Source organism: Mesorhizobium sp. M0522, assembly GCF_040321085.1.
Classification (GTDB): domain Bacteria; phylum Pseudomonadota; class Alphaproteobacteria; order Rhizobiales; family Rhizobiaceae; genus Mesorhizobium.
Map to the genome: position 1 here is coordinate 139,073 of NZ_JAMYQW010000004.1, position 22,469 is coordinate 161,541.

At 62.1% G+C, this 22,469-nt stretch carries 23 protein-coding genes and 1 tRNA gene; 11 read left to right on the forward strand and 13 right to left on the reverse strand.

What is annotated here, in order from left to right:
• The 4 genes from hisD to NKI58_RS07345 all read right to left on the reverse strand — a co-directional run bounded on the left by hisD (nt 1) and on the right by NKI58_RS07345 (nt 3,696).
• Nucleotides 1-1,293: a histidinol dehydrogenase gene (hisD, locus tag NKI58_RS07330; RefSeq protein WP_352853107.1), complete on the reverse strand. Its 1,293-nt coding sequence runs from the start codon at nt 1,291-1,293 to the stop codon at nt 1-3.
• Between the two features lie 4 nt (nt 1,294-1,297).
• On the reverse strand, nt 1,298-1,732 hold the full coding sequence (locus NKI58_RS07335) for a DUF2948 family protein (protein ID WP_023677407.1): 435 nt from the start codon (nt 1,730-1,732) through the stop codon (nt 1,298-1,300).
• Between the two features lie 301 nt (nt 1,733-2,033).
• On the reverse strand, nt 2,034-3,326 hold the full coding sequence (murA, locus tag NKI58_RS07340; protein WP_023677408.1) for a UDP-N-acetylglucosamine 1-carboxyvinyltransferase: 1,293 nt from the start codon (nt 3,324-3,326) through the stop codon (nt 2,034-2,036).
• A 157-nt stretch (nt 3,327-3,483) separates the two neighbouring features.
• Entirely contained in the window at nt 3,484-3,696 is a 213-nt protein-coding gene (locus tag NKI58_RS07345) for a hypothetical protein (protein ID WP_352571653.1), read from the reverse strand.
• 160 nt (nt 3,697-3,856) lie between these two features.
• Here NKI58_RS07345 and NKI58_RS07350 point away from each other — a divergent pair.
• Both NKI58_RS07350 and NKI58_RS07355 read left to right on the forward strand, forming a co-directional pair.
• Nucleotides 3,857-3,931 (forward strand) — tRNA-Thr (locus NKI58_RS07350).
• Nucleotides 3,932-5,146: 1,215 nt separating this feature from the next.
• Nucleotides 5,147-5,692 (forward strand): group I truncated hemoglobin, encoded by a 546-nt coding sequence (locus tag NKI58_RS07355; RefSeq protein WP_352457047.1) that lies wholly within the window; start codon nt 5,147-5,149, stop codon nt 5,690-5,692.
• A gap of 97 nt (nt 5,693-5,789) precedes the next feature.
• On the opposite strand, the gene NKI58_RS07360 is transcribed toward NKI58_RS07355, so the two are convergent.
• Both NKI58_RS07360 and NKI58_RS07365 read right to left on the reverse strand, forming a co-directional pair.
• Nucleotides 5,790-6,383 carry an SOS response-associated peptidase family protein gene (locus tag NKI58_RS07360; RefSeq protein WP_352784791.1) on the reverse strand — a complete coding sequence of 198 codons (594 nt, stop codon included), beginning with the start codon at nt 6,381-6,383 and terminating at the stop codon, nt 5,790-5,792.
• Nucleotides 6,384-6,467: 84 nt separating this feature from the next.
• Nucleotides 6,468-6,725 (reverse strand): hypothetical protein, encoded by a 258-nt coding sequence (locus NKI58_RS07365; protein ID WP_031211977.1) that lies wholly within the window; start codon nt 6,723-6,725, stop codon nt 6,468-6,470.
• 364 nt (nt 6,726-7,089) lie between these two features.
• Between NKI58_RS07365 and NKI58_RS07370 the strand changes: the two genes are divergently transcribed.
• Nucleotides 7,090-7,623, forward strand: a complete 534-nt coding sequence (locus NKI58_RS07370; RefSeq protein WP_352826590.1) for a hypothetical protein — start codon at nt 7,090-7,092, stop codon at nt 7,621-7,623.
• A gap of 418 nt (nt 7,624-8,041) precedes the next feature.
• On the opposite strand, the gene NKI58_RS07375 is transcribed toward NKI58_RS07370, so the two are convergent.
• Together NKI58_RS07375 and NKI58_RS07380 are read right to left on the reverse strand one after the other, a co-directional pair.
• The gene (locus tag NKI58_RS07375; RefSeq protein ID WP_023677416.1) at nt 8,042-8,242 is read right to left on the reverse strand and encodes a CsbD family protein; all 201 of its coding nucleotides are present in this window, start codon (nt 8,240-8,242) and stop codon (nt 8,042-8,044) included.
• 192 nt (nt 8,243-8,434) lie between these two features.
• Complete coding sequence (locus NKI58_RS07380; protein WP_023677417.1) at nt 8,435-9,718, reverse strand: ROK family transcriptional regulator; 1,284 nt, start codon at nt 9,716-9,718, stop codon at nt 8,435-8,437.
• A 196-nt stretch (nt 9,719-9,914) separates the two neighbouring features.
• On the opposite strand from NKI58_RS07380, the gene NKI58_RS07385 reads away from it, so the two are divergent.
• The 4 genes from NKI58_RS07385 (at nt 9,915) to NKI58_RS07400 (ending at nt 15,355) form a co-directional block, all read left to right on the forward strand.
• Complete coding sequence (locus NKI58_RS07385; protein WP_352784798.1) at nt 9,915-12,473, forward strand: ATP-binding cassette domain-containing protein; 2,559 nt, start codon at nt 9,915-9,917, stop codon at nt 12,471-12,473.
• The gene (locus tag NKI58_RS07390; RefSeq protein ID WP_352783595.1) at nt 12,470-13,459 is read left to right on the forward strand and encodes an ABC transporter permease; all 990 of its coding nucleotides are present in this window, start codon (nt 12,470-12,472) and stop codon (nt 13,457-13,459) included. Before NKI58_RS07385 ends, NKI58_RS07390 begins: the two co-directional genes overlap by 4 nt.
• Nucleotides 13,460-13,505: 46 nt before the next feature.
• Nucleotides 13,506-14,507, forward strand: coding sequence for a rhamnose ABC transporter substrate-binding protein (locus NKI58_RS07395; protein WP_352853109.1), 1,002 nt, complete (start codon nt 13,506-13,508; stop codon nt 14,505-14,507).
• A gap of 86 nt (nt 14,508-14,593) precedes the next feature.
• A complete protein-coding gene (locus tag NKI58_RS07400; RefSeq protein ID WP_352783597.1) occupies nt 14,594-15,355 on the forward strand; it encodes a glutamine amidotransferase in 762 nt (253 codons plus the stop codon).
• A gap of 114 nt (nt 15,356-15,469) precedes the next feature.
• On the opposite strand, the gene NKI58_RS07405 is transcribed toward NKI58_RS07400, so the two are convergent.
• The 4 genes from NKI58_RS07405 to NKI58_RS07420 all read right to left on the reverse strand — a co-directional run bounded on the left by NKI58_RS07405 (nt 15,470) and on the right by NKI58_RS07420 (nt 18,600).
• Nucleotides 15,470-16,351, reverse strand: coding sequence for a YihY/virulence factor BrkB family protein (locus NKI58_RS07405; protein WP_352577525.1), 882 nt, complete (start codon nt 16,349-16,351; stop codon nt 15,470-15,472).
• A gap of 173 nt (nt 16,352-16,524) precedes the next feature.
• Entirely contained in the window at nt 16,525-16,929 is a 405-nt protein-coding gene (locus NKI58_RS07410) for a TadE/TadG family type IV pilus assembly protein (RefSeq protein WP_023677423.1), read from the reverse strand.
• On the reverse strand, nt 16,919-17,338 hold the full coding sequence (locus NKI58_RS07415; RefSeq protein WP_023677424.1) for a TadE/TadG family type IV pilus assembly protein: 420 nt from the start codon (nt 17,336-17,338) through the stop codon (nt 16,919-16,921). The genes NKI58_RS07410 and NKI58_RS07415 overlap by 11 nt, the downstream gene beginning before the upstream one ends.
• 26 nt (nt 17,339-17,364) lie before the next feature.
• Entirely contained in the window at nt 17,365-18,600 is a 1,236-nt protein-coding gene (locus NKI58_RS07420; protein ID WP_352783601.1) for a pilus assembly protein TadG-related protein, read from the reverse strand.
• 283 nt (nt 18,601-18,883) lie between these two features.
• Between NKI58_RS07420 and NKI58_RS07425 the strand changes: the two genes are divergently transcribed.
• A complete protein-coding gene (locus NKI58_RS07425) occupies nt 18,884-20,209 on the forward strand; it encodes an NAD(P)H-dependent oxidoreductase (RefSeq protein WP_352783603.1) in 1,326 nt (441 codons plus the stop codon).
• Nucleotides 20,202-20,360 (forward strand): hypothetical protein, encoded by a 159-nt coding sequence (locus tag NKI58_RS07430; RefSeq protein ID WP_352783605.1) that lies wholly within the window; start codon nt 20,202-20,204, stop codon nt 20,358-20,360. The genes NKI58_RS07425 and NKI58_RS07430 overlap by 8 nt, the downstream gene beginning before the upstream one ends.
• Nucleotides 20,361-20,506: 146 nt before the next feature.
• On the opposite strand, the gene proC is transcribed toward NKI58_RS07430, so the two are convergent.
• On the reverse strand, nt 20,507-21,322 hold the full coding sequence (gene proC / locus NKI58_RS07435) for a pyrroline-5-carboxylate reductase (RefSeq protein WP_352783607.1): 816 nt from the start codon (nt 21,320-21,322) through the stop codon (nt 20,507-20,509).
• Nucleotides 21,323-21,592: 270 nt separating this feature from the next.
• Here proC and NKI58_RS07440 point away from each other — a divergent pair, with 270 nt between their 5' ends.
• Entirely contained in the window at nt 21,593-22,285 is a 693-nt protein-coding gene (locus tag NKI58_RS07440) for a hypothetical protein (protein WP_352783610.1), read from the forward strand.
• Between the two features lie 36 nt (nt 22,286-22,321).
• A complete protein-coding gene (locus NKI58_RS07445) occupies nt 22,322-22,456 on the forward strand; it encodes a hypothetical protein (protein ID WP_023677431.1) in 135 nt (44 codons plus the stop codon).
• Nucleotides 22,457-22,469 lie beyond the last annotated feature (13 nt).

Sequence of the window (22,469 nt, forward strand, 5' to 3'; positions counted from 1 at the left end):
CTACATGTTCAGCCGAATGCCGACGGAGCGTCCATGTGCATCGAGCCCTTCCGCCTTGGCGAGCGTGATCGCCGCCGGCGCCAGCGCCCGCAACTGCTCCGGCCCGAGCTTCAGGATCGAAGTGCGCTTGACGAAATCGAGCACCGAAAGCCCGGACGAAAAGCGCGCCGAGCGCGCCGTCGGCAGCACGTGGTTGGAGCCGGCGACATAGTCGCCGATGGCTTCCGGCGTGTGGCGGCCGAGAAACACCGCACCGGCATTGCGCATTCGCGCCAGGAAGGCCTCTGGGTCGTCGATGGCAAGCTCGACATGTTCGGCCGCGATGCGGTCGACCAGCGGCAGTGCTGCCTCGATCGTCGGCACTAGGACTATGGCGCCAAAATCGCGCCAGCTCGCCGCCGCCGTTTCTCCGCGCGGCAGGTTCTGCAACTGCCGCTCCACCGCCTGTTCGACCGCCGCGCCAAAGGCAGTGTCGTCGGTGATCAGGATCGACTGCGCCGACACATCGTGTTCGGCCTGGGCGAGCAGGTCGGCGGCGATCCAGTCCGGATCGTTGCTGCCGTCGGCGACGACCAGCACTTCCGACGGCCCGGCGATCATGTCGATGCCCACCGTGCCGAACACCTGGCGCTTGGCCGCAGCGACATAGGCATTGCCGGGGCCGACGATCTTGGCGACGGGCTTTATCGTCTCGGTGCCATAGGCAAGGGCCGCGATCGCCTGGGCGCCACCAACGCGGTAGATTTCGGAGACACCGGCAAGGTCGGCTGCCACCAGCACCAGCGGCGGCACCTCGCCGCCGGAGGCCGGCACCACTATGGCGATGCGCTCGACGCCGGCGACCTTGGCCGGTACCGCGTTCATCAGCACCGAGCTCGGATAGCTCGCCGTGCCGCCCGGCACGTAGAGCCCGACGGCCTCGATTGCCGTCCAGCGCGAGCCGAGCTCGATGCCGGCGGCATCGGTGTAGCGGTCGTCCTGCGGCAGCTGCCGCTGGTGGTGGGAGCGGATGCGCTCGCGCGCGAATTTCAGCGCCTCGACCGTCTGCGGATCGGCGGCCTCATAAGCCTTGGCAATGTCGTCCCTGGAGACGGCGATGCCGAGCCTGGCCAGGTCACCGCCGCCGAATTTCTGCGTGTACCCGACCAGCGCCGCGTCGCCCTCGGCACGCACCTTGGCGATGATCTCGCGCACCACGGCGTCGACATCGGCCGAGACTTCCCGCTTGGTCAGCAGGAACGCGGCAAAGCGCTGCTCGAAATCGGCGTCGGACTGGCGAAGCGTGATGGCCATCGGCTCAAACCCTGTGGACCGGGCGCGACGTCGCTTCCCAGGCGCCGCCGACATCGGCAAGCCGTGCCTCGATGCATTCGACATCGAGCATGATCGCGCCGCCGCCCGAAAAGATCAGCTCGACGATGCCGGCCGGCTTGTCGAGCGCGAGAAAGCTGATCGCCAGCAGCGACAGCACTTCGTCCGGCTTGTCGCGGGCAATGCCGCTGGTCTTGGCGCCGAGCACCCGGTCGAAATGCAGCACGGCCTGCCGCCGCTCATTGTGCTGGCGCAAGAAGCCGGATTTCGCCTCCCACACGAAGCGGTTCATGGTCAGCACGAAGCGCTTTACCGAAGGCAGGTATTCGAGATCGCTGACCTTCATGACGGCATCCTGGAGATGCGCCGAGATGATGCTCAGATCCTGATCGTCGAGCGCGACAAGCTTGAGGCCATTCATGCGGAATTCGCACCTGCGAGTTGATTATTCGACCTTCTGTTAGGCGGTCTTTCCGGCTCGTGCAACCGCGCCGGAGGTCTTGGCCAGGCAATCGCTCCGGTCGGCGCCGCCCCTCATCCCCCTGCCGGGACCTTCTCCCGTATAGGGGACGGGTGTAGGGGCTGGCCGCAACCTCGGCACCCTCTCCGCAACGCCGGAGATTGGCGAAATTCTTCGCGAGGCGGTCCTACTTCCCGTCCCTATACGGCGAGAAGATGCCGGCAGGCAGGCGAGGGGCAGCGCCGACCTGAGCCTGCTATCGTTACCCCGAAATGCGCTCGATTTCCGCGCCGCAACCAGACAGCTTTTCCTCCAGCCGCTCGAAGCCGCGGTCGAGATGGTAGACGCGGTTGACCGTGGTTTCGCCTTCGGCAGCAAGGCCGGCAATGACCAGCGACACCGAGGCCCGAAGATCGGTCGCCATGACTGGCGCGCCCTTCAGTTTCGCTACGCCGTCGACGATCGCCGTCTGGCCGGACAGCGTGATGTGGGCGCCTAGCCGGGCGAGTTCCTGGACGTGCATGAAGCGGTTTTCAAAGATCGTCTCGGTGATGCGCGACTTGCCCTTGGCCATCGTCATCAGGCCCATGAACTGCGCCTGCAGATCGGTCGGGAAAGCCGGGAAGGGCGCCGTCGTCACGTCGACCGGCGAAATGCCGGCGCCGTTGCGCCTGACGCGGATGCCGGAATTAGTCTGCGTGATCTCGGCGCCGGTCTGCGAAATGATGTCGAGCGCCGTCTGCAACAGGTCGGGCCGCGCGCCTTCCAGCACGACGTCGCCGCCGGTCATCGCCACCGCCATCGCATAGGTGCCGGTCTCGATGCGGTCGGGGATCACCCTGACGCGGGCACCCGACAGCGCCTCGACGCCGTCGATGGTGATGGTCGCCGTGCCGGCGCCCGAGATCTTCGCGCCCATGGCGTTGAGGCATTCGGCGAGGTTGACGATCTCCGGCTCGCGGGCGGCGTTTTCGAGCACCGTCTCGCCCTTGGCCAGCGAGGCCGCCATCATCAGCACATGGGTGGCGCCGACCGAAACTTTCGGGAACACATAACGGTTGCCGACAAGCCGGCCGTTCCTGGTTTTGGCAATGACATAGCCGGTGTCGACGTCGATATCGGCGCCCAGCGCCTGCAGGCCCTCGAGGAAGAGGTCAACCGGCCGTGTGCCGATGGCGCAGCCGCCGGGCAGCGACACCTTGGCCTCGCCCATGCGGGCCAGCAGCGGGCCGATCACCCAGAACGAGGCCCGCATCTTCGACACCAGCTCGTAAGGCGCCGTCGTGTCGACGATGTTGCGGGCGGAGAAAGTGATGGTGCGCGAATAGCCTTCCTGCTGCTTTTCGCGGCGGCCATTGACCGAATAGTCGACGCCGTGATTGCCGAGGATGCGGATCAGCTGCTCGACATCGGCCAGATGCGGCACGTTTTCCAGCGTCAGCGTGTCATCGGTCAAAAGCGCGGCGATCATCAGCGGCAGCGCAGCGTTTTTCGCGCCCGAGATCGGAATGCTTCCGGCAAGCTTGTTGCCGCCGACAATTCTGATGCGATCCATGAAGAGCGTCCCCTCGGCGCCAAGGCCGGTTTAAATCGGTTGAGTCTGTTGCGGCCATCTAGACCATTGGCCGGCTTGGTTCAAGAAACAGGCTACTCCCCACTTTGGCCCACGCCGACTTGGCCAAAGTACCGGCGACCAACATAGCCGATTCGCGTTAATCTTTTTTCATCGCCGCCTGCAGCCCCTCCGGCCGCTCGTCGGCCTCGCCAGCGCGCCGCTTGTCGGCGTCGCCGGTCCTTCGTGAGCGCGATTGCGCCTTGCGCTTCTGCAGGTTGGCGCGCAACTGCTCGGCCAGCCGGTCCTTGCGGCCCGTTCCGGCCTTTTTCGGTGGGTCATCCTTTTTTGGTGAAAGCGTCTTGTCGTTCATCGTCCCGTCTCCGGCCGGCGACCCGCCAGCGTGCTATCAAGGGATAGCCAACATTGTGGCACGGCCATGTCCGGAACAATCGCCGGTGCGGCCTTTCAACCCGTCTTTGTCTTGGCCTTGCGCTTGCCGGTTCGATATGGCAGAAGCCCCGCCATCGGCGGCTGCGGTAGCTCAGTGGTAGAGCACTCCCTTGGTAAGGGAGAGGTCGAGAGTTCAATCCTCTCTCGCAGCACCAGATTGTTTTCGCTGGCGCATCTTCCAAGGCCTCTTTGACCTGCTCGATGATGATTGTGCGCGGTTGGCGAGGTTGCCGAAAAATATGGCGCCCCGCGATCTGCCGAGTGCCACGCGCACAAGCTCGTCGAAACAGTGGTCTTGCACGCGCACCTCCCGGCGCTCGCACGCGCCATGATGCGCGCGGGGAAAGCGTTCTAGTCTGCCCTGCTGCAGGCTGCTTAACAAAGCTTGCAGCCGGGAACAATCGCTCAATGACTCGCGTTTCTTGCGAAGACCCGCTTCTTTTGCACGGGCAGCGGGCCTCGAAGGCTCGCAAATGTCGCGCCGGCGTTTCAATCGCACTCGCCTCAGCCCTCACGATTTGGCTATTTGTGAACGCGTGTTTGATCAGGTTTGCGCAGATGAGCACATTGACCCTCTAAGCCTGGATGCCGAAGCCTTGGCGGTGATGATTGTCGCAATCTTCCGAAACGTGACTACCAATGAGCGCGAACTGCTGGAGGAAGTTAGGTCTCTTCGTCGCTCAAAAGGCGCAGAGAAGGCGCACTAGCTAGGCGGCGTTCCGAGGCGAATTGTTCTAGTCCCGCATTGGCACAATCGGATTGGCATCTGAATTGCCCATTGATGATCGCCAGAGTGTAGCCACCGAGCTTGCGAAGGGGATAGAAATGGGTTTGGCCGAAGACTTATCTGATGTCGCGCTCACATTCGAATGTCCGGATTGCTCACACCCGGCGGTAAGAAAGGGCTCCGCACTAAGAACAATCGCGCACTTCAGATGCGACGGGTGCAACCGCAAGGTGCGGATGACCTATCCGCAGAAGCTCGCGATCTTCGAAAAGCACAAGCTATTGGCCGCAAGCAGCCGGCAAAGCCGCGGGAAGCGATTGTACGCCCCCTACCGGGGCTGATTGCCGCCGACAACACGACACAGAAGGAAAATGCCCAAGGTCAGGGGCACAGATGCGGCCGAAGTGGCTTCGCGACCTCTGCCGCGTGCAGCGACGCCTGCTAAGCCTTCCTCATCCGCGCGGCCTTCGCCCCTTTTGACGCATGTTGACCATGACAATGCGCCCAATCGGAATAATTCGGGCGAAGGGCTCGTTAGTTCTTTAGGCGATGCTAAAATACGGCAAAGTGTCCGAATGTCATTTCATGAAGCCCGCCAGACAGGCTGCGGCTCGCTCTGGCCTAACCTCGAAGGGAACCAGGGATGAAAATTTCGACTTCTCTCACAAGACGAAGTGTTGTCGCCGCGCTGGCGCTGGCCGCCGCATCGACGTCGGTATTGCCTGTCGACAAGGCGCTCGCGCAGACGAAGAAAACCACATCCGAGAAAAGTCTGTATGAGCGGCTGGGCGGCGTGTTTGCCATCGCAGCGGTGATCGATCATTTCAGCGACGCCGTCGTGAGGAACCCGATCGTCGGCCAAAAGTCCAAGAATCCGCAGCTGCGCAAATGGCACACCAAGAACCTGGAAAGGTTGCCCGGCCTTAAGTTCATGCGCACGCTGTGGGTCTGCGACGTTTCTGGCGGGCCCTTCAAGTTCGTCGCCACCAAGCCCGGCACGACGCCGCTCGGTCTCGAGGAGGCGCATCGCGACCTGCGGATTTCCCCCGCGGAATTCGATGAGGTCGCAGCCGAACTCGGGCGGACGTTGGATCATTTCAAAATTCCGAAGCCTGAGAAAACCGAAGTCCTGGAAGCTTTCGCCGCCCACAAAGACGAGGTCACCGCCGGCTACGTCAAGCCGGGCTGAAGCGCTTATATCGCGCGGGCATTCGTTCTGAGCATGGCGCGCATCGCCGTGACGATGCGGCGCGGCCGCAGCTCAGCGCGCAATTATCCGATGGTTCCTACTCCGAACCTGCCCGAGCTGTTTCCACACTGAGCGACCCTTCCGGCAGTGGCAGCATGAGTTCAGCCTCGGACTTCGTCAGATGGATCCATGCCGCCCAGTCCGATCGCCGCAGCACAACCACTTGCCGGTTGTGATATGGCGCCACGTCCGGCCCTGGCTCGCTCGTCAGCATCGTGAACGTCGGCGGCTTGTTTCCGACACCCTCGCGCCACAGCCCGGCAATCGCCATGAACGAATGGCCATTCAGCGTGAACCTGTGCTTGGTTTTTGGATATTTCGTTCCCGTGAATTCGAAGAATGCCGACGCCGGAACGAGACAGCGCTTGCTGTTGCTGAACTGCCGGCCCTCCGAGCGAAAGTTGAATACAGGTCCGCCTTTTGGCCCGGCCGGGGGAAAGCCGAACGTCATCGACGCCAGTTCGATTGCGTCGCCAGCGGCGCGCATTACAGGCGCGGGGTCGTTGATGTGGATGTCATCCGCCTGCGGCAGATCCAATTCGGTTTGATGGCTGGGGATTTTGAGCGCCAGCGATTCCATCATCCGGCAGTATTCGGCCCAGGCGATGTGCTGCTCGTAGTCATTGCACATGGAAAGGCTCCGTACGCTCGACTGAGGCCAGTTCAACATAGCGTTTATCGGTTGGCGCCGATTGCTGGCGGATTTGATATAAGCCTATTTGGGCCGGCGTGCGGCAGCGATGGCCTGCAACAGATTGATGCTGTTCACGTCGGGTTCGCTGGATGCGGCAACGGCAAGTGCGGCGGCTTCGGCTATTTTCGCGACGTCGTCGCTGCTGATCGTTCCACGCTTTTCCAGCAGATTTACGAGTTCGACAACGAGAAGAAAGGCGTTCACACCATATCGTTCGGCTCTGAGCTCGAACTCGCCTCGAGCCAATTTCTCCGCGTCTCCTTCAGCCCGTTTGTCCACGTTGGCGTCCTCTCCTATGGCTACAAGCTATTAACGCTTAGCACGAATGGTTTAATCCTTCGAACTGGCCACAACCTTCGCCAATTGCCGGGCATAGTGTCGCCGGTGGCAAGGGCATGGGTTCAGCCAAGGATGAGACCAACCAACAGAACGGTAAGAATAAAGGACAACACGACGGCAAGTAGCCCGCATGCTTCCAAAGTGTTGGTTTGCCAAGCTTTCGTCGGGCGCCTCCGGTTTGAATTCCCGTTTCGCGAAACAAACTTCATCGGGCACCAGATCGGACGCGGAGCCGGCTTGAATTTGGCAAAGCGCTCCTCTTCATCGGCCCGGAAGGCATCTCCGCGAAACTCCGGAGCACCGTATGCGCGGCGCCGGCCTGCCTTTCATCGACGCGAGCCATCACCAGTACGACACCTTCTGCGATCTTCGGCTTGCGCGGCTTCTGGGCGAAATTGGCGAAAGTTCCGAGAAGCACGCCGGCAAAGCCGCCCCACGCCGCACCGACCAGGGCCATGCCGGTCATCCCCGCAGGATCAACGCCTTGAACTCCAAAAGCGCTGAAACCGGCCAACAGACCAGCCGTGGCGCCAAGTGCGGCACCAGCAACCGCACCCCGCCAGAGAGCGCTCATCTCATCGTCGTAATATCCAGCAACGCTGATCGGTTCATCATTGTCATTGTAAGATCCGACCACGCTGATTTGCCGGCGACGAATCCCGGCAGCCTGAAGCCTGGCAACGGCACGTGCTGCCTGGGCATGGGAATTGAACAGCCTGCTGATCGTTTGCATTTACGCCCAGGCCCGCCGCCCGTTCGGAGCGTCGGGCCTCTCCTCCCTGGCTTGAACTCTTCCGCCCGGACGCACTTCGTCGCGCCAAAGCTCACCAGAACGTGAGCCAGCCGGCTACGTTCCCAGCCGGGGCTTCGGTCCAATCCTGGAGTATCTTGCTTGGGACCTAAGTCTGACCTGCTTGAATGCAACGGGCAGTGAGGCCACGCCGAGAGGGAGCCGTTGCTGAATCGAAGAGGTCGAGGAGAGGGCTAAGGCCTATCGCAGACCCAAAAAGCTCAAAATGGCGATTACGATCACGATCGCGCCGACCAGCCAGATAATGTTGTTCATGATTGCACTCCTTCGCCTCCGGGTGGGGTGCACGCCGAGGCGAAGCCCGCCACGCAAGTAGAACATTAGATGCGGCTAAAGGTTCCTCGCTCGCCTCGCTGTCGAAAGAGCCCACCGCACCAGTCGGCACGGCGGGCGACGCAGAGTTTCACCCCGGTGGTGGGGCAGCAAACGGCGTTGCGCCCAAGGCTCAGCTGATGCTTCGGGACCAGTCATCTACCTGGCGCTCTGCCTCTTCCTTGGCGATGCCATATCGCTCCTGGATACGTCCCAAAAGCTGGTCTCGGTTGCCCTCGATGCGATCAAGATCATCGTCGGTGAGGTCACCCCACTGCTCTTTCGCCTTGCCTTTGAACTGCGTCCATTTTCCCTTGATTTGATCCCAGTTCATATGTTCCTCCTTGCTTCCTGGGCCCGCACTGAAGCGGAGCGCGGACCGATCGGCATTTCAATGTTGGTGACGAATGAAGATTAGCAGCCGCTAAAAGTTCCGGTGCCGACGCAAAAAGCCCGTCGTGCCCGTGCCGGACTGCGAGCTGATGTTGATGATGCCCGGAGCTTGATGCTCTTTCGCGGCACTATCTTATGCCGTTGAAGGCGCTGAGCTTCTTGCTGGTTGGCCTTGGCTGGCAAGCCTCGAAAGGCTGCCCGGCAGCATTGTTCTGTCCTTGCCGATCATGAGCACGCCGCTGTCGGGCGCCAACAGTGCCGAGAACGGCAGCATCGCCGCGCCGATCGGCGAAGCCTCGGGGCCGAATTGTCCCGACACGATTTCCGGCGCCACGATGCCGATGGCGCTGATCCTGTTGAACTGGGTCTGCACCTTTGCCAACAGCTCGAGATGAATCGGCCGCGGCAGGATGCTGTCGAGAACGATCGCCTCGATGTCGATGACGGAGGTGATGGCGATGATCGCCTCGACCAGCGCATTGGCGCAATCGTCGATCCATTCGGACAGCGGCTCGCGCGCCCCCGGCGGCAAGGGATCGAGTTCGCGCACACGGTTGATCTCGATGCCGCGCGATTTGAGATGATTGACCAGCACATAGATCGAAGCGCGATGCAGCAGGCTCTGGTAGCGCGCCGGCTTGGCCGCCACCGAATCGAGGCTTGAAGGCGAGACCGGCAAAGGACCGAGCGCGGCGCTGTTGCCGTGCGGCCCGGTATGGACCTTGCCGCCTTGCACCAGTCCGCCGCCGACAAAGGTGTCGATCGAGATATGCATGAAGTCGCGGAACCGTGCGCCGGTCCCCTGGATGAGTTCGGCGAGTGCGGCCGATGATGCGTCGTTTTCCACGAAGACCGGGGTCTTCGGCTTTGTGGCGAAGAACGTCGTCAGATCGATTGCTTCCCAGCGGCTGCCGAGATCGTCGGGAAAGCCGAGCTCTTCGCTCCAGCCGCCGAGGAAATATGGCGAGGCGATGCCGACGCCGACGATGCTGGCATCGCCAAGCCCCTCGACCAGCTTGTCGAAATTGGCCAGCGACATGTTGCCGGCCTTGAGCACCATGTCGGGATCCGGAAAGCGATATTCGTGCGACTCGCGCGAGCGGACCTCGCCGGCAAAGTCGACGAGCACGGCTTCCAGCGCGCGCCGGCCGATCTTGATGCCGACGCTGTAGATACGCTCAGGTGCAAGTCGGTAGAGAGTGGATGGCGATCCGCGTTGCCCGAACCTTTTCCCCACTTGCTTTACGAATCCGGACGATTCCAGCCCGTCGACAATGGTGGCGACCGCGGCCGGCGTCAGATTTGCGGCGCGCGCCAGATCGGACTTGGATGCCTCCTTCAGGCGGCGAATGGCATCAAGCACGAAGCGCTCGTTATAATGCCGAACCTTGACCGAATTGCTGCCTTTTCCGGACAAAACCGGCGCCTCCCCATTCATTCCCGCAGAGCCACTCCAGCCGCTTGCAGCTTTGAGGCTGCCGCGGGGTCGAGCACTCCAATCGCACCCGTGCGCGACGCGACAGTGCCCTTCGCGGCCATGGAAGTCAATTTTCCAGTTGCGGCATTCGGCCATTTAATATAGCAAATTGAAAAAACAGGACCAGGGAGGAAAGGTGCTGCACTTGGGCGCATTAGGCGAAGCCGACGCCATGGTGAAGAGCGACGCGGCTGTCCCCGTTGCCCTGGTTCAGGCGACAAAAGCCTTCGGCGGCACGATTGCCCTCAAGGACGCGTCCTTCGAATTGCGCTCAGGCGAGGTGCTGGCTCTGCTTGGCGAAAACGGCGCCGGCAAGAGCACCTGCGTAAAGCTGCTGGCCGGCGTGTATCTCCCGACCGGCGGCCATGTCGAAGTCGATGGCAAGCCTGTGGTCTTCCATTCGCCGCACGACGCCCAGGCTGCCGGCATCTCGGTCATGCACCAGCACCCCGGTCTTTTCCCTGATCTTTCGGTGGCGGAGAACATCTATCTCGGCCATATGCCGCGCGACCGCTTCGGCGGCATCGACAACGCCGCCATGCTTGCCGGCGCGCGCAGGGTGCTGGCGACAGCCGGCCTCGACGTGCCGGCCGAAACCCGGCTCGGAACGTTGCGCACCTCCGAACAGCAACTGGTCGAGATCGCCCGCGCCCTGTCGCTCGACGCGCGGGTGCTGATCATGGACGAGCCGACGGCCGCCCTGTCGCAGCGCGAGGTCGAGCGGCTGTTCACCGTCGTCGCCGACCTGCGGCTGCACGGCGTGGCGATGATGTTCGTCGGCCACCGCATGGACGAGATCTTCCGCATCGCCGACCGCATCGCCGTGCTGCGCGACGGGCGTCTCATCGGTGTCAAGCCGAGGGCCGAGCTTGGCCGCGCCGCCGCCATCGGCATGATGGTCGGCCGCGAGGTCACCGACCTCTATCCGCAACGAAGCCACGCCACCGGCGCACTGGTGCTGGAGGCGAGGGGGCTTTCGCACGCCGGTGGCTTTTCCACTATCGACCTCAAGCTCCATGCCGGCGAGGTGCTCGGGCTCGGCGGCCTGGTCGGCAGCGGGCGGACCGAGATCGCCCGCGTGCTGTTCGGAATCGACCAGCCCGATGCCGGCGAAATCCTGATCGACGGCGACGCTGTGCGCTTCGCGTCGGCACGCGACGCCATGGATGCGCGTATCGCCTATGTCTCTGAAGACCGCATGGGCCAGAGCCTGGTCATGGATTTTTCCATCCTCGACAACGCGGTGCTGCCAGTCCTCGACAAGGCAGCCCGCTCCTGCTTCTACGGCACGAACCGCGCGATCAATCTGGTTTCGGACTGGCTGAAGCGCATGAAGCTTCGCTTTTCCGGCTATGCGCAGCCGGTAAAGGAACTGTCCGGCGGCAACCAGCAGAAGGTAGTGTTGGCCAAATGGCTGCGCAGCGAACCGCGCGTCCTCATCCTCGACGAGCCGACGCAAGGCATCGACGTCGGCACCAAGGCGGAAGTGCATGCGATGATCGCCGACCTTGCCGCCCAGGGCATGGCAATCATCCTGATCTCCTCCGAAATGCCCGAGCTCATCGGCATGTGCGACCGCATCATCGTCCTGCGCGAAGGCCATCGGACGGCCGAATTTGCCAGGGGCGAAGCCACTCAGGAAAAGGTGCTGGAAGCAGCGACCAAGGCCGGCGAAAGCGCCGATGCGGCGGCACAGGCCACCGGCGAGGAGAAGAGAAGAGGACCGCTCGACATACTGAAGCGGCGGGAGTTCGGTCTGCTCGCCGCGATGCTGGCGGTCGCCATCCCGGTCACCGTCATCAACCCGCGCATGGTGAGCGCCGCAAACCTGACCGCCGTGTCGATGGATGCCGCCTTGCTCGTCGTTGCAGCACTCGCGCAGATGCTGGTGCTGATCACCCGCAACATCGACCTTTCGATCGCTGCGGTGATCGGCCTGTCGGCTTACATGGCGGCCAGCATGGTCCAGGCCTATCCAGGGCTCGACATCGGCATTGGCCTGATAACCGCATGCGCCGTCGGTGGCGTCGCCGGCCTGATCAACGGCCTCGTCGTCACCAGGGGAAAGATCCCGGCGATCGTCGTCACGCTGGCCTCGATGTCGATCTTCCGCGGCTTCAACTCGATCTGGGCAGCCGGTGACCAGATCAGCGCCGACGAAGTCACGCAAGCCTGGCTCGACATGACCGGCCTGAAGATCGCCGGCGTGCCGCTGATCGTCGTCATCGCGATCGTCATCCTGTGCCTGGGTTATGTGCTGCTCTATCGCACGGCCATCGGGCGCGAACTGTTCGCCGCCGGCTCCAATCCCGACGGCGCGCGTCTTATCGGCATCCCCGTCGACCGCCGCATTCTGTTGGCCTTTGGCATGGCCGGCCTGCTCGGCGGCCTGCGCGGCGCGCTGTGGGCATCGCGCTATGCGACCATCGATGCACGCGTCGCGCTCGGTTTCGAACTCACCGTGATCGCGTCGGCGGTGGTCGGCGGCGTCGCCATCCGCGGTGGTTCGGGCACGCTGCTCGGTATCATCCTCGGCGCGCTCACGCTGCTCGTCATCAAGAACGGGCTGACGCTGGTGCGCGTCGACCCGCTGTGGCTGCAGGGCGTCTACGGCCTCGTGATCCTGGTCGCCATCGGCATCGACACCTTCATCGTGCGGCGGGCCGAGCAGGCAAGACAGGCGAGGGCGCGGTGAAAAAGTTCCTCCGTTCGATCGACTTCTGGGATCTGCTGCTGGCGACCTCTTGCGTGGCCATCTTCCTCTATGCCGCGATCTTCGTGCCGAATTTCGTTTCCGGCTTCAATCTCTCGCAACTGGCCGCCAGCGCCTCGGAAAAGGCATTGCTGATCCTGCCGATGACGCTGCTCATCATCACCCGCGAGATCGACCTGTCGATCGCCTCGGTGCTGGCGCTGACGTCCGTCGTCTTTGGCTTGCTGGTCCAGGCCGGTGTGCCGACACTTGCCGCAATCCCGCTGACGCTCTTCATCGGCGGCCTGCTCGGCGCCTTCAACGGCTATCTGGTCTCGGGCCTTGGACTGCAGTCGTTGGTTGTGACGCTCGGCACCATGGCGCTCTATCGAGGCATTGGCTACATCCTGCTCGGCACCGGCTCGGTCAACATCCTGCCGCCCGCGGTCGTCGATTTCGGCATCAACAACCTGCCTGGCACCGAGATACCGTGGACCATCGTGCCCTTCCTGGTGCTGGCGCCGGTGTTTGCGGTCGTGCTGCAGAAGACGCCGACCGGCAAGCGCATCTACGCGCTCGGCGGCAGCCCCGAAGTGGCGCGCTATTCCGGCATAAACACGCGCCGGATGGTGCTGAACCTGTTCGTCGTCTCGGGCGTCGTCGCAGCGATAGCCGGCATCGTCTATACCGCGCGCCTTTCCAACGCCCGCGCCAACAATGCGCTCGGCATGGAGCTCGACGTCATCACCATCGTGCTGCTCGGCGGCGTCAGCGTCTTTGGCGGCAAGGGACGCCTGACCGGCGTCATGCTGGCACTGGTCCTGATCGCCATCATCCGCAACGTGCTGGCGCTGAACCAGATCGGTGGCGACGCGCAGGGCATGATCATCGGCCTGCTTCTGATCGGCTCGCTGCTGGTCGGCAATTACTGGCGCTCCACACAGGAGATGCTCAGCAGATCCCGCGCAATGCGCGAGACAAAGGGGTGATCTCGGGCCCCTTCCTTCAAGCCCGAATTTTGACGGAGGAGTCACAATGAAAGCGTTTAGATTAGCCCTGCTCGCATCCGCGGTTCTGCTTGCGCCAAGCTCGCTGGCCTTCAGCCAGGAGTGCGCCAAGGAACCCGTAACGGTCGGTTTCCTGCCCAAGCTCGACACGGATCCCTACTTCAAAGTGGCCTTTGGAGGCGCACAAGAGGCAGCCAAGGAAATTGGCGGCACCGCTACCCAGGTCGCCCCATCGCAGGCGACCGCCGAGGCGCAGATCGAATTCATCAACAGCCTCGTCTCGCAGAAGGTCGGAGTCATCGCAATTGCCGGCAACGACGCCAATGCCGTCGCGCCTGCGCTGAAGCGCGCCGTTCAGCAGGGCGTCAGGGTGACTTCCTATGACTCCGATGTGGCCGCCGATGCGCGTGCGGTATTCGTCAATCAGGTCAAGGGCGACAGTCTCGCCGAGATGATGCTCGAAAGTGCATTCGCCCTCAGCGGCGGTGAAGGCGAATTCGCGATCCTGTCGTCGACGCCGACGGCAACCAACCAGAACGCCTGGATCGACTTCATGAAGGCGAAGATGGCGGCCGAGCCGAAGTTCTCCAAAATGAAGCTGGTGCAGGTAGCCTATGGCGAAGAAAGCGAACAAATCAACCAGCAGCAGGCGTTGGCGCTGGTCCAGGCGTTTCCGGATCTCAAGGTGATCATCGTCCCGGCTGGCATCGGCCTTCCGGCGGCCGCGCGTGCACTCGAGGAAGCGGGCATGATCGGCAAGGTCAAGCTGACCGGCCTCGCGCCGGCCACTCTGATCTCGAAATACATCAAGGACGAAGCGGCTCAGGATATCTGGTGGAACGTCACCGATCTTGGCTATCTTACTTATCAGACGGCCCAGGCGTTTGCGCAATGCAAGATCACCGGCAAGGAGGGTGAGAAGTTCACGGCAGGCAGGCTCGGCGAATACACGATTGGCGCCGGCGGCGAACTGATCCTTGGTCCGGCCAAGATCGTGACTCCCGAAAATCTGGCCGAGTTCAAATTCTGATCCTATAGAGCTTGAGTTCTAGGGGGCGCCGGTCCATCCGGCGCCCTTCCTAAAAACCTCTCGAATGAAAACAGTGCGGGGCGGCAATGAAGATATTGCTTGCAGGCGAAACCTTTGCAGCGACGACCTCGGTTGCCATCGGCAGCGACGTGCTTACAAGTGCGGCCTCGACAAATGGTGCGACGGCCTTCAATGCCGTGCTGGCCACTGAAGGCATCGCGGTCACGCAGATCGGCGGCGAGCGTTGCAGCGCGGAGTTTCCCTGTGACCTAGATGGGCTCGCCCAATATCAGGCGGTGGTGATCTCCGACGTCGGCGCCCTGACATTGCTGGTGACGCCGGATGCCCGCGCTGGGCGTGTCGGCGTCAACCGCCTCGATGTGCTCAAGGCCTATGTCGAAGGTGGCGGCGGGCTGATGCTGGCCGGCGGTTACATGGGCTTTCAGGGCATGTTCGGGACGGCGCGTTTCCACGACACCCCGGTCGAGGACGTTCTGCCGGTCCGTTGCCTACCCTACTGCGACGGCATGGAGGTGCCGCAAGGCCTGCAGGCCTCCATCCTGCAGTCGTCACATCCGATTTTTTCCGGGGTGGAGGGGCCTTTGCCACCGATTCTCGGCATGAACAAGCTGGAATTCAGGCGCGACGGTTCGTCCCGGCTTCTGGCGACCTGCCACCATCGCGGCACCGACTGGCCGCTCCTTGCCGTCGGTAGCCATGGCCGCGGCCGCACGATTGCCTGGGCAACCGATATCGGCCCGCATTGGCTCTCGCAGGATTTCCTCGGATGGCCGTTCTACGGAAGACTGATGGCGAACATGGTCCGTTGGCTCGCCGGCGATGAATGAGAAAGCTGGACACCAGGTTTGACCACTGCAGTCCGCCTGCCGCTGCCTCCGATGCCGCGCGAGGCGCCGGTAACCAGCACCACCTTGCCGGCGAGGTCGAATTTCGGCGTGAACTCATTTGTCATGCGATTCCACCTTGTTTTTCAAATCGGACCGGCTGCCGTGTCGAACCGAATAGGCTCGCGTGAATTCGGCGCCCAGCAGAAATATCTCGGCCGAATAATAGACCCATAACAGCACGACGAGCAGGGCGCCGGCCGCGCCGTATGACGATGAGATGGCGCTGGTTCCGATATACCAGCCAATCAGCGACTTGCCGATGGTGAACAGAAACCCGGTGACCACGGCGCCGATGCCGACATCGCGCCATTGCAGGCTGCGGTCCGGCAGCACCTTGTAGATTGCGGCAAACAGCAGCGTGATCAGGGCAAACGAGACGATCCCGTTGATGGCGCTCAGGATGATGGTGCCGAACGGCAGGTAGGCGTTGATGACTTCTCCGAGCCCCGAAATTGCAGCGCTTACGACCAGCGACACCAGAAGCAGAAAACCGAGGGCGGCGACCAGGCCCAGGCTTGCAATGCGTGCCCGAACCATTCGTGAAATCGTTGCCCCGCTCGGTTTGACTTTCCAGATTTCGTTCAACCCCAGCTGCATCTCGCCGAACACGCCGGATGCGGCGACGAACAGCGTGACCAGCCCCAGAATGCTGGCGAGGGTTCCGGCTTCCTTCTGCGAGGCGTTTTCGATCGTAGCTCGCAGCAGCTCGGCACTTTGCGGCCCCATCAGGCCAGCGATCTGTGCCGAAAGGGCGAGTTGCGCCGCCTCGTGCCCGAAGGCCATGCCGGCAATAGCGACAACGATGAGCAGGATCGGCGCAAGCGAGGTCGTGGCATAAAACGCTATCGCCGCCCCATGGCTCAGCGCATTGTCGTCGATGAAGCCGATGACGCTCTGCTTGAGGAGTCTCCAGCCCTCTGCTGCCAAATTCCACATGTAGGCCTCGCATGCCTGTCAACAAACAAGTAGCGGCGGCGCAGCGCTGGGCGAGGGGTGGGGCTCGGCCGGAACAAAGCCGGCAACGGCACGCTGTACAAGGCGATCGCCTATAAAGGCGGCGTGCAGCGAACATCCTGCGAAAGGTGCCGCTCGACTGGCCGGGGACGTGCTCACGATGCAATCAGGGGAACTGTGACAGTTGTCTGATAATTTATCGGATATCGGTTGAAATACGGGAACTCGATCACGAACGCATATTGGGCGGTCAGATGTGCCATGCGAAAGCCGCCGCTGGGGGCGTCGATTGCTATTGTTACGTCGACGTCTTTCAATCCCAAATCCAGTAATTTTTCCGTGGCAATGGCTTGGATCTGGGCCTGCGTCAGCGAGTTCTTCATTTGCAGCGCACGTGACGACGTTTCCAGCGTGTACCGAACACTCGACATAGCATTCAGAGCCCAGCCGAATGCAAAGATGCCGATCAAAAGCATTATCAGAAAAGGCGCGATCAGCGCGAACTCTAATGCAGCTCCGCCTGATGCATCCCCCGTGAAAGCTCTCGACTTAGCGGACACGAATCACCTGTTGATGACTGAGTTCGCGCGAGAGGGAAAACGCGCCAAAACTGAAGGGCGGTGACCAGGTGGCTGTCGCCTGTATTACGAGGAAGACCGAGGGGGCTTTCAAAGTGTCGCACAGGACCGATGGATCGGCCACGATGTTCCCGCACATGTATTTCCGGCTCACTGCCACCTGCGCGCCATCAGGATGGTTTTCCCAGCTCGAAAGAGCGACAGCTTGGATGGTCGTATCCTCGACTGCTCCTTGCATCACGAGGTTCGCCGCGGTTTTGACGCCTGCACGCATCGACAATGCGCTCGAGACAAAAGACCAGCCGTCGATGATGCCAAGAAGTACCAGGCAAAGGGCGGGCAGAACCAGCGCAAACTCTACCGCGGCAACACCCGAATCACTCCGGAACATCCGGACTTGTAGCCGATCCACGAAAACTACTCGACAAGCTGAACGGTTTGCGTGGCCGGAATGTCTCGCATTCCAAGGCTCGTGCAATCCTGAATGATGTTTGCGTTGCCGGACCATTGCACGGTACTTGCGACGACCTGCGTGCAACCACCTTTGCCCGAGAAATTGCCGAGATAATTGACGCCCTGTGTTGGAAAATACAGAGCGCCGGTCAATAGCGAATCCGCCGTGCCATTAAACGTGTTGGATCCCGCCAGGTTGGCTCTGTCGCCATAGAACAGCACACCTGAATAGGTGCCCGACGTCGGTGCGCTGAGCTTGACGGTCGCCGTGCCGTTCATGCTAACGCCGGAGGTACCGGCCAGATAAATGACGACACCCTCGCCGGAAATATTTGCATTCGAGCTCGCTTTGAAATCGCCTCCCTCAATGACGTATATCCCGGGCGAGAGGGTTACATTGCCGCTCAAGCTGAGCCCCTTGCAGTATGTTCCAGGTTGCAAGGTTGACTGATTGCCGTTTTGACAAGGGTTCGTGGCCGGCGGCGCCGGCAGGTCGGCAAAAGGATCAGCAGCGGGCAGCGCCTGAGTTATCAGGCTGGCGCAAACGGTCTTCACGACGTTGCTCAACGAAACACCGCCTGCCGATATCAGGCAATCGACATCAAGGCTTGCCGATCCCTGAAGTTTGATGGCGTCCGGAGCTATCGAATTCGACATGACGGAGCAGCCTGCCAGTTTTGTGGTCGAACTGCCGGAAAAGAGCGCCGCTTTCGAGGCGGAAGGATCGACCGTCAAAATGCAGGCTTTTGAAGCATCCGTAATAAGAGCCACCGCCCTTGCTTGTGCGCCAACTGCGTTTTGCGTGAATATCGACGTAAAGAACCGATCGAGGTTCTGATGAACGACTACCTCAACCGCCTTTTTTCCGACATTTGGACCGGCTGACGGAGGCGAGAAGACCTCTATTGTACCTGCTGACGGTCCCCAGCCGTTCGTGGTCGCTGACGCTGTCGCTGCGGAGACAATCTTTGGCGTGTCGGATCCCGAAACCTTTTCCAAAGCGCCAGCATAGGCCGCCGCATCCGCCACTGCTTGTAGCTTCAGGCTGCTGTAATACCAATAGGAAGTCTCGATACCGAGGCCCGCACCGCCGACGACAATCGGCAAAGACAGAGCAAAAATAGTAGCAACGTTGCCGCTCTCGCCGATCGGTCGCATAGCGCGGAAAAAACACCTAAAAATGCGGGCACGCCAGTCCATTTCCCTATTAAGCAGGATTGCATAAAAGAATGACTAAGAATTTCCGTACATTTCTTGGCTGCGATCCATCCGGGCTTAACGGCCCGTTCCGCCGCTTCAACGCGGGCCTTTGGCGCCACAGGACCCTCGTTAGTCCTTCGGCCGGGTGCATGTCTTCATAGGAACAATTCTGGTTTCCGGGGTCATGCGCAAGAAAAGACCGCCGCGGCCGGTTTCGATTGGCAATGGGTTGCCGTTCCCTGCTATTCCCGCTTCAAATCAAAAAGCAGTGGACGTTTCCAGTATGACCAATGTCGCCTTGACCGGGCTTGCCCGCGATCTTGCCAAGCGTGCCGCGGAAGGCCGCCCGGTGCGCATCGGTGTTATTGGTTCGGGCGAGATGGGCACCGACCTGGTGACGCAAGGCATGCTGATGCCGGGCATTTCGGTTTGCGCGATCTCGACGCGCCGCCCGCATACGGCGCGTGAGGCCATCCGCATTGCTTATGGCGACGAGGCGATGGCAGCCGAAGCGGACAGTGCTTCGAAGGTCAGCCAGGCGATCGAAAGCGGCAAGATCGCCATCACCTCGAACGAAATGCTGGTCACCAATCCGCTTATCGATGTCGTCATCGATGCCACCGGCAAGCCCGGGGTCGCCGCCGATTTCGACCTGATGGCGATGCAGCATGGCAAGCACCTGGTGATGATGAATGTCGAGGCCGACGTTACCATCGGCTGCTATCTAAAGCAGCAGGCCGACCGGCTCGGCGTCGTCTATTCGGTCGGCGCCGGCGACGAGCCGTCGAGCTGCATGGAGCTGATCGAGTTCGCCTCGGCGCTCGGCTACACCATCGTCTCCGCCGGCAAGGGCAAGAACAACCCTCTCAACCACGACGCCATTCCCGACGACTACCGCGAGGAGGCGCTGCGCCGCAACATGAATCCGCGCATGCTGGTCGAGTTCGTCGACGGCTCGAAAACCATGGTCGAGATGTGCGCCATTGCCAACGCCACCGGGCTGGTGCCCGACGTTCCCGGCATGCACGGCCCCAAGGCCGATCGCGACGAGCTGGTCAAGGTGCTGATCCCGCGCGAGCAGGGCGGCATTCTGTCGAAGAAGGGCGTCGTCGACTACACCGTCGGCAAGGGCGTTGCGCCCGGTGTCTTCGTCATCGTCGAGGCGACGCATCCGCGCATCATCGAGCGCATGGACGATCTGCATATCGGCCACGGTCCCTATTACAGCTTCTTCAGGCCCTACCATCTGACCTCGCTGGAAGTGCCGCTGACGGCCGCTCGCATCGCGCTTTACGGCAAGCCCGACATGGTGCCGCTGCCGCGGCCGGTGGCCGAGGTCTGCGCGGTGGCCAAGCGGGATCTGGCGGCAGGCGAGGGTTTCGATGCGATCGGCGAGACCTGCTACCGCTCCTGGACCATGACCGTCGAAGAAGCCCGCGCCCATCGCGCCGTGCCGGTCGGTCTGCTCGAAGGCGGCAAGGTGCTGAAACCGGTGAGGAAAGGCGAATTGCTCACCGCCGACAATGCCGCGCCCGACCCGACGACCAGGCTATTCGCCTTGCGCCGGTTGCAGGACGAGATGCTGTATGGGAATCTTGGTGATGGCTGAGGTCCGTGAATCCGAGTTGAAGCGGGAAAATGGACGCCTTTCTCTGGCAGAGCGGCTCGCGGCCATTGCCGATGATCTCAAAGCCAAAGCCGGCAAAGACGGGCGGCCCGTGAACAAGGACGAGATCGACGACTTGTGGGGACATCGCTGATATCTGTCGACATTTAGGCTATCGCGATTTTGATGTCGGGAGGACAGTGGAGGGCGCGAAGGAACGCCGCGTAACGGCTTTTCTACCGGTTGCTATTGCCGAAAGGAACGGTCGACCATCACCGCCGACCGGCTCCCCAAGAAGCCCTACTTCCCCAGCTCTATCGACCGCAGCCGCGCCGCTTCCACCGCCTCGGTGAGCAGGCGCGTCAGCCGGTTCTCGCTCATCAGCACCGCAAGGGCCGCAGCCGTCGTGCCGTTGGGGCTGGTCACCTGCTGCCTGAGCACGCCCGGCTCCTCGCCGCTTTCGGCGGCCAGCGAGGCGGCGCCGTAGACCGTCTGCATGGCCAAGAGCTTGGCAGTCCCGGTCGGCAGGCCGGCTTTCTCGGCGGCCACGGTCAGCGCTTCGATGAAATGGAAGATATAGGCCGGCCCCGACCCGGAGACTGCCGTCACCGCATCCATCAGGGCTTCGTCGTCGATATCCGCCACTTGCCCGCTCGCCGAAAGCAGGTCGGCGACAAAACGCTTGGTGTCGTCGGAAACCAGCCTGTTGGAAAACACCACCATCATGCCCCTGCCGATCGCCGCCGGCGTGTTGGGCATGCAGCGCACGATCGGCGCGCGGTCGCCGAGAATACCTTCAAACGTGGCGACCGGCGTCCCGGCGGCGATGCTGAGGAAAGTGGTCCGGCCATCGTTGAAGCGGATGTAACCAGCCGTCACGTCGCGGATCACCTGCGGCTTCACCGCAATGACGACGAGGGTCGGCACGGCGTCCGCCGGGATGGCGCCGGCATCCGCGCCGGCAGCGCAGCCCAGTGCTTCGGCACGCTTGCGCAACTCGGCATTGGGCTCGACCACAAACACCACCGCCGGAGCCAGCTTGCCGGCTTTCAGCCAGCCCGAGAGCATGGCGTAGCCCATATTGCCGCAACCGGCGAGAACAAGCCTGATCGTCATCGAAAGCCTCCCACAGAGATGGCTTCCCCATAGACGTTCGCGGCAGGGCGGGGAAGCCCTGTTGGGACCGTGATCAGGCGGAAACCCCGACCTTGCGGTTGGGATGCGCATGTAGTCGCGCAGCCGCGCGGCGACCAAATTAACCTTTTATTTCCTATGCCTGTTTAGCATCGCTTAACCAGTGGCGGTCGCTACGTCCCAGCCCGAGGGGAAGGCTCCAGAAACCATGGCTTATAGGAAAAATCGTGAACACTGAGGAACGAGCAGTCCTTGCTGTCGCTCGTCGAGGCGGTGCGCGGCGAGGACGAAGCATCGCTGGTTTCGCTAGAGGACCGCGCAGGCCCGTCATGGCGCGAGGATGCCGCCACACGCCATCGTCTTGCCCGCTCGCGCCGCGAAGCGCGTGCCAGTCCGATCCTGTTGGCAGCCGCCGGCATAAGCCAGCCCGATCCCGATGAGCCAAAGGCCGGCACCATACTGATGGAAGAGGCTGCAGCTGCCGATGGGTTTTTCGACCCCGCTGGCTCCCTTGGCGGCCCCGATGCCGGTTCCGCCGATCACGCAGCATACCGGGCAGCGCCGCCTCCCGCTCAGCCGGTCGAGGTCGCGCGTACCAAACGTCCTGGTCCGATCGGTGCCGTGTTGTCGGCGCTGAGCCAGCTCATGCCTGGCAGAGCGCCGGAGGAGATGGCGTCCGGTGAGACTTCCGCCGCGACAAATTCCACCGCAGCGATGCCACCTGCGTTCCACCCGCAGCCGCTCTATGCCGGTCGGGCACCTTATCCGCAGCAACCCACGCCGCCGCATTCGGCCCATACTCAGGCCTGGTCGAGGAAGGCAAATCAGGCCTCGGAAGCCGCCGATCAGCAAAGCCAGATCGAGGAAATCCGCGCCAGCCTGCGCGAATTCCGCGAGGTGGTTCGCGAGCTCACCGAAAACCGCGCGCGCCGCCGCTATTTCTGAGCGTCGAATAAAACATGCCGGTTTCGAGTTAACGGCATGGGACGGCGCATTGACGGGATTGCCCGGCTCGATTTTCGTGAAAATGCCGCGCTGCATGTCCGCCCGCAGCGCATGGTTCTGGGCAACGGCCTGCATAAAAGATATCTGGAGCGCGCCGCATGGATGTTTTAACGCGGCAGGCTTA